Here is a 6,216-nt window from a genome sequence, read left to right as displayed (position 1 = left end):
CCCGCGCCCGGGTCCCCCACGGATGCGGCCCGGACCCACGCAACAGGACGAGGCGCCCGGAGGGTGTCCCTCCGGGCGCCGTCGTCGTCCCCGTCCTGCGGCGGGCCGCAGCCGGCCGGTCAGCGGACCGAGGTGGCGGTGACCGGGTAGCCCAGGCCCGTGATGGTCTCGGCGATGGCCTCCGGGGCCACCGCGTCCTCCTCGAAGGCGACCTTCACCTTGGAGGAGTTGAACATCACGTTCACGTCCTGCACGCCGTCCATGCGGCCGACCGCGAACTCGATCTTCTTGATGCAGGAGGGGCAGGTGAAGGGTTCGGTGGTGAAGCGGGCGTTCTTGGTGGCCATCTCTGGCGCTCCTCTCGGTGGGGCGGTGGCAGCGGGGCCGGCCTGCGGGCCGGTGATCCCTGCCGTTCGGTTCATGCTCAGTCCATCGCGGAACTCGATCCGACGCCTTGACGTGGGTCAAGCACGCCGCGGGCGGCGTGCTCGGCGTCGGCCTGGGTGCGGCCGCGCCGGCCGAAGCGGACCAGCCGGACGGCGTTGAGGATCACGACCAGCACGGACAGCTCGTGGATGAGCATCCCGGCGGCCATGAAGACCTTGCCGGCCAGCACGCCGAGGAGCAGTCCGGCCACGGTGGCCAGGGCGATCACGGTGTTCTGCAGCATGTTCGCCACGGTGGCCTTGGACAGGCGCCGGGCGTGGACCAGCTGGTCGAAGCGGCCGCCGGCGAGCACCACGTCGGCCGTCTCGATGGAGACGTCCGTGCCGGTGCCCATGGCGATGCCGAGGTCGGCGGTGGCGATCGCGGGGGCGTCGTTGACGCCGTCGCCGATCATGGCGACCTTCAGGCCCTGCTCTTGCAGTTCCTGGACCGCGGTGACCTTGTCCTGGGGCATCAGCTCGGCGCGGACCTCGTCGATGCCCAGGCGGGTGGCGACCGCCTGTGCGGTGCGGCGGTTGTCTCCGGTGAGCATGACGACCTTCTCGATGCCGGCCCCGTGCAGCTGGGCGATGGACTCGGCCACGCCCTCGCGGACAGTGTCCGCCACGGCGATCAGGCCGATCACCTCGGCGCTCATGGCCTGCGGGCCGGCCAGCACGAAGAACACGGTGGCGCCGTCGCGTTCATGGGCCTCGACGGTGTCCATGACGTCGGCGGCCAGGCCCTCCTCGGGGAGCATGCGGCGCGAGCCCACACCCACCCAGGTGCCGTCCACCAGGCCGGAGATGCCGGCGCCGCGGTGGACCTCCACCTCGGTCGGGTCGGTCAGGGCGAGCCCGCGGGTGCGGGCGTCACGGACGACGGCAGCGCCCAGCGGGTGCTCGGAGGCGGTCTCCAGGGAGGCGGCCAGGGCCAGCATCTCGGTCTCCTCGACGCCGGGGCGGGCGCGCACCGCGGTGACCTCCGGGTGGCCGTGGGTCAGGGTGCCGGTCTTGTCCACGACGACGGCGCTCACCGTGGACAGCCGCTCCATCGCGTCGCCGCCCTTGAGCAGCACGCCGTGCCGGGCGCCGTTGCCCAGGCCGGCCACCATGGACACCGGGGTGGAGATCACCAGGGCGCCGGGGCAGGAGATGACCAGGAAGGTCAGGGCGAAGTGGGCGTCGCGGGTGAAGGCGAACACCAGGACGGAGGCGACGATGATCGCCGGGGTGTACCACTTGGCGAAGCGGTCCAGGAAGCGCTGGGCCGAGGAGGAGGAGTTCTGGGCGTCCTCCACCATCTCGATGATGCGGGCGAAGGTGGTGTCGTCGCCGACCTGGTCGGCGCGGACCTGCAGGTAGCCGTTGTCCAGCAGGGTGCCGGAGAAGACCTGGTCGCCCTCGGTGCGCTCCACGGGGACGGACTCGCCGGTGATGGTGGCCTCGTCCAGGTGGCCGGAGCCGGAGACCACGGTGCCGTCCACGGGGACGGTGTCGCCGGTGCGGATGACGACGGTCTCGCCCTCGTCCACGTCGTCGACGTCGACGGTGACGGTCTCGCCGTCGCGCAGCACGGTGGCGGTGCGCGGGGCCATCTCGGTCAGCTCGCGGATGGACTCGCGGGTCTTGGCCAGCGTGCGGGCCTCCAGATACGAGCCGAAGACAAAGAGGAAGGCGACGACGCCGGACTCGACGTACTCGCCGATGACCAGGGCGCCGACGACCGCGATGGTCACCAGCAGGTCGATGGAGAACGCCTTGTAGCGCAGCGCCTGGACGGCGATCAGGGCGATGGGGACGCCGGCGACGACCGAGGCGGCGATCAGGGCGATGTCCTGGACGGTCGGGGAGCCCATCGCCCAGGCTGCGAGGGCGGCGAGCAGCAGGGCTCCGGAGACCGCCGCGATCCTGGCCTTGGCGGTGGCCGAGCCGAGGAGCGCGGTGAGCGCGTTCATGGTGGGACGTCCTTTCTGGGGCGGGGTCCGCGGGTGCGGGCGTTCGACTGCCCTCAGTCCATCCCAGTCGGCGCGGAACGGCCTTGACCGGGGTCAAGCCCCGGGGTCGGGCACCGGGGTCGGACACCGGGGACGAGCGGTGTGCCGGCGCCGGTCCCGGTGGTGGAATAGAGTGACCGCAGACAGGGTTGAGCAGAACAGACTCAAGTTTTCCCGGACGCCCTGAGGAGGCCACCCATGAACCAGAACCCGCAGTTCACCACCAAGAGCCAGGAGGCGCTCTCGGCCGCGGCCATGAACGCCTCCACCGCGAACAACCCGACCATCGAGCCGGCCCACCTGCTCAAGGCGCTCATGGACCAGCGCGACTCCGTGGCCGTCGGCGTGCTCAAGGCCGCCGGCGTGGACCCGGACGTGGTGTCCTCCGCCGCGTCCTCGGCCATCTACGCGCTGCCCAAGGTCTCCGGCTCGGCCGTCGCCGAGGCGAAGCTGTCCCCGGCCTCCGGCAACGTGGTGCGCGCGGCCCAGCAGCAGGCCGCCGGCTTCGGGGACACCTACGTCTCGACCGAGCACCTGCTGCTCGGCCTGGCCGCGGACTCCGGCGAGGCGGGCACCGCCCTGCGCAACGCCGGTGCCACCGTGGAGGCCCTGCGCGCCGCCTTCGGCCAGGTGCGCGGCGACTCCAAGGTGACCACCCCGGACCCGGAGGCCACGTTCCAGTCACTGGAGAAGTTCGGCACGGACCTGACCGCCGTGGCCCGCTCCGGCAGGCTGGACCCGGTCATCGGCCGTGACGCCGAGATCCGCCGCGTGGTGCAGGTCCTCTCCCGCCGCACCAAGAACAATCCGGTGCTCATCGGCGAGCCCGGCGTCGGCAAGACCGCCGTGGTGGAGGGCCTGGCCCAGCGCATGGTGGCCGGCGACGTCCCGGAGTCCCTGCGCGGCAAGACCCTGATCTCCCTGGACCTGGGTGCCATGATCGCCGGAGCGAAGTACCGCGGCGAGTTCGAGGAGCGCCTGAAGGCCGTGCTCGAGGAGATCAAGGCCGCGGACGGGCAGATCGTCACCTTCATCGACGAGATCCACACCGTGGTCGGCGCCGGCGCCTCCGAGGGCGCCATGGACGCGGGCAACATGCTCAAGCCCATGCTGGCCCGTGGCGAGCTGCGCCTGATCGGCGCCACCACCCTGGACGAGTACCGCGAGAACATCGAGAAGGACCCCGCCCTGGAGCGCCGCTTCCAGCAGGTCTACGTGGGCGAGCCGTCGGTGGACGACACCATCGCGATCCTCCGCGGCCTGAAGGAGCGCTACGAGGCGCACCACAAGGTGGAGATCGCGGACTCCGCCCTGGTGGCCGCCGCGTCCCTGTCCGACCGGTACATCACCGGCCGTCAGCTGCCGGATAAGGCCATCGACCTCGTGGACGAGGCCGCCTCGCGCCTGCGCATGGAGATCGACTCCGCCCCGGAGGAGATCGACGTGCTGCGCCGCCAGGTGGACCGCATCACCATGGAGGAGCTGGCCCTGGAGGGCGAGTCCGACCCGTCCTCTGTGGAGCGCCTGGCCGGCCTCCGCGCCGAGAAGGCGGACAAGGAGGAGGAGCTGCGCGCCCTCACCGCCCGGTGGGAGCAGGAGAAGGCCTCGCTGAACAAGGCCGGTGACCTGCGCGTGAAGATCGACGACCTGCGCTCCCAGGCCGAGAAGGCCCAGCGCGAGGGCGACCTCGCCGAGGCCTCCCGCCTGCTCTACGGCGAGATCCCCGCCCTGGAGAAGGAGCTGGCCGCCGCCGACGAGGCCGAGCGGTCCGCGGAGGGCGGCTCCGAGGACGAGCACACCATGGTCTCGGAGAACGTCACGGCGGACGACATCGCGGAGGTCATCTCCGCGTGGACCGGCATCCCGGCCGGCCGCATGATGGCCTCCGAGTCCGAGAAGCTGCTCACCATGGAGGAGCACCTCGGCGAGCGCCTGATCGGCCAGAAGGCCGCGGTCACGGCCGTCTCGGATGCGGTGCGCCGCGCCCGCGCCGGCGTGTCCGACCCGGACCGTCCGACCGGTTCGTTCCTCTTCCTGGGCCCCACGGGCGTGGGCAAGACGGAGCTGGCGAAGTCGCTGGCGGACTTCCTGTTCGACGACGACCGGGCCATGGTCCGCATCGACATGTCCGAGTACGCGGAGAAGCACGCGGTCTCCCGTCTGGTGGGCGCCCCTCCCGGCTACGTCGGCTACGACGAGGGCGGCCAGCTGACCGAGGCCGTGCGGCGCCGCCCGTACTCGGTGGTGCTGCTGGACGAGGTGGAGAAGGCCCACCCGGAGGTCTTCGACATCCTCCTGCAGGTGCTCGACGACGGCCGCCTCACCGACGGCCAGGGCCGCACCGTGGACTTCCGCAACGTCATCCTCATCCTGACCTCGAACCTGGGCAGCCAGTTCCTGGTGGACCCGTCGCTGTCCGATGAGGAGAAGCACGAGTCCGTGATGTCCGTGGTGAGGACGGCCTTCAAGCCGGAGTTCCTGAACCGCCTGGACGAGGTGGTGCAGTTCGACGCGCTCAGCCTGGCGGAGCTGACGAGGATCGTGGACCTGCAGGTCGCGGACATGCAGTCCCGCCTGGCGGAGCGTCGACTCACCCTCGAGGTGTCCGAGGCGGCCGAGCAGTGGCTGGCCGAGACCGGCTTCGACCCGGCCTACGGCGCCCGTCCGCTGCGCCGCCTGGTGCAGCGCGAGATCGGCGACCGCCTGGCCCGCGGCATCCTGGCCGGCGAGATCGCGGACGGGGACACCGTGTCCGTGGACCGGGTCGAGGGCGAGGACGGCCTGACCGTGGCCCGGAAGGGCTGACGCCTCCGCGCCGGATTGGGAGGTCCTCGCGCCGAACCAGAGGAATCGGCCCCTTCAGAGCGATCTGAAGAGGCCGATTCCTCTGGTTCGACGAAGGGGCCGGCTCAGCCGAGGGTGCCCATCTTCATGAGGGCGAAGGCCAGCAGCGAGGCGGTCACCGCGGTGTAGAGGACGATCGAGACGACCTGCCACACCATCACGTAGTCCTTCGAGGCGCCGAAAGAGACCATGGCCGGGGCCGCGGCATGGCCCGGGATGAAGATCAGCGGGCCGATCAGGGACAGGCCCGGCACGCCCCAGCGCTCGAAGCGCTCGCGCAGCAGCGCGCGGGACGCGGACCCCTGCTTCTGGCCCCCGGCGCTTTCGTTCGGGAAATCGTCGCGTCCCCAGGTGCTGTCGTTCGGGAAACCGTCACGTCCGTCCGATGCACCGGCCATCGCCGGGGCCGGCTCGCGACGGGCGGCGCGGCGGTTCAGCACGGCGCCGCGCACCCCGTGGGCGGTGTACACCAGGATCGCGATCACCAGGATGTTGCCCAGGGCCGCCACCGGAGCGGCCAGCCAGGGGTCGATGCCGGCAAGCACGCCGATGACCGCGGCGCCCTCGCCCTCCACGAACGGGATGAAGGAGACGAGGAAGACGCCCATGCCCTGCAGCGCCTCCGGCAGTCCCGTCACGAACTCGCGTGCGGTGTTCATCAGGTCCATCGTGACCACGTTCCTCTCGAGTGCTGTCGTTCGGGACAACGTCGTGTTCCCGAGTGCTCCGGTTCGGGATCCGGTCGGGTTCCCGAGCTGATGACTCCAGCCTTCCGCCCGGTGGGCTCGGCAAGAAGTGCCGCAGCGTCACCTTCGCCCGGGCATCTCCGCACGGCGGACCATGACAGTTGTCACGCCCGTAGGGTGAGGGCATGAGCTTCGAGGGGAATCATCGCGACGCCGGCGCGCCGCGCCTGCCGCCTCTCCGCCCCCGCCTGCCGCCGCGCCCGG

4 protein-coding genes are annotated in these 6,216 nt (G+C 71.3%); 1 reads left to right on the top strand and 3 read right to left on the bottom strand.

Translation table 11 applies throughout. The features are described from left to right. Positions 1-119: 119 nt before the first annotated feature. A complete protein-coding gene (locus tag AC2W7A_RS08230; RefSeq protein WP_485990931.1) occupies positions 120-347 on the bottom strand; it encodes a heavy-metal-associated domain-containing protein in 228 nt (75 codons plus the stop codon). A gap of 77 nt (positions 348-424) precedes the next feature. Further along, positions 425-2,383 carry a heavy metal translocating P-type ATPase gene (locus AC2W7A_RS08225; protein ID WP_485990930.1) on the bottom strand — a complete coding sequence of 653 codons (1,959 nt, stop codon included), beginning with the start codon at positions 2,381-2,383 and terminating at the stop codon, positions 425-427. Positions 2,384-2,620: 237 nt separating this feature from the next. On the opposite strand from AC2W7A_RS08225, the gene clpB reads away from it, so the two are divergent. Beyond that, entirely contained in the window at positions 2,621-5,227 is a 2,607-nt protein-coding gene (gene clpB, locus AC2W7A_RS08220; protein ID WP_485990929.1) for an ATP-dependent chaperone ClpB, read from the top strand. 104 nt (positions 5,228-5,331) lie between these two features. Here clpB and AC2W7A_RS08215 read toward each other — a convergent pair whose 3' ends face one another. Next, on the bottom strand, positions 5,332-5,925 hold the full coding sequence (locus AC2W7A_RS08215) for a hypothetical protein (protein WP_485990928.1): 594 nt from the start codon (positions 5,923-5,925) through the stop codon (positions 5,332-5,334). Positions 5,926-6,216: the final 291 nt, after the last annotated feature.

This window comes from Micrococcus sp. LASM2_SD2, assembly GCF_057364565.1.
The sequence above is the reverse complement of the archived record's forward strand: the minus strand, read 5'-3'. Positions and strand labels throughout refer to the sequence as shown.

Bases quoted from the DNA above. Each gene is read 5' to 3' on its own strand.
- AC2W7A_RS08225 (WP_485990930.1), bottom strand. From the start codon at position 2,383: ATGAACGCGCTCACCGCGCTCCTCGGCTCGGCCACCGCCAAGGCCAGG.
- clpB (WP_485990929.1), top strand. From the start codon at position 2,621: ATGAACCAGAACCCGCAGTTCACCACCAAGAGCCAGGAGGCGCTCTCG.
- AC2W7A_RS08215 (WP_485990928.1), bottom strand. From the start codon at position 5,925: ATGAACACCGCACGCGAGTTCGTGACGGGACTGCCGGAGGCGCTGCAG.
- AC2W7A_RS08230 (WP_485990931.1), bottom strand. From the start codon at position 347: ATGGCCACCAAGAACGCCCGCTTCACCACCGAACCCTTCACCTGCCCC.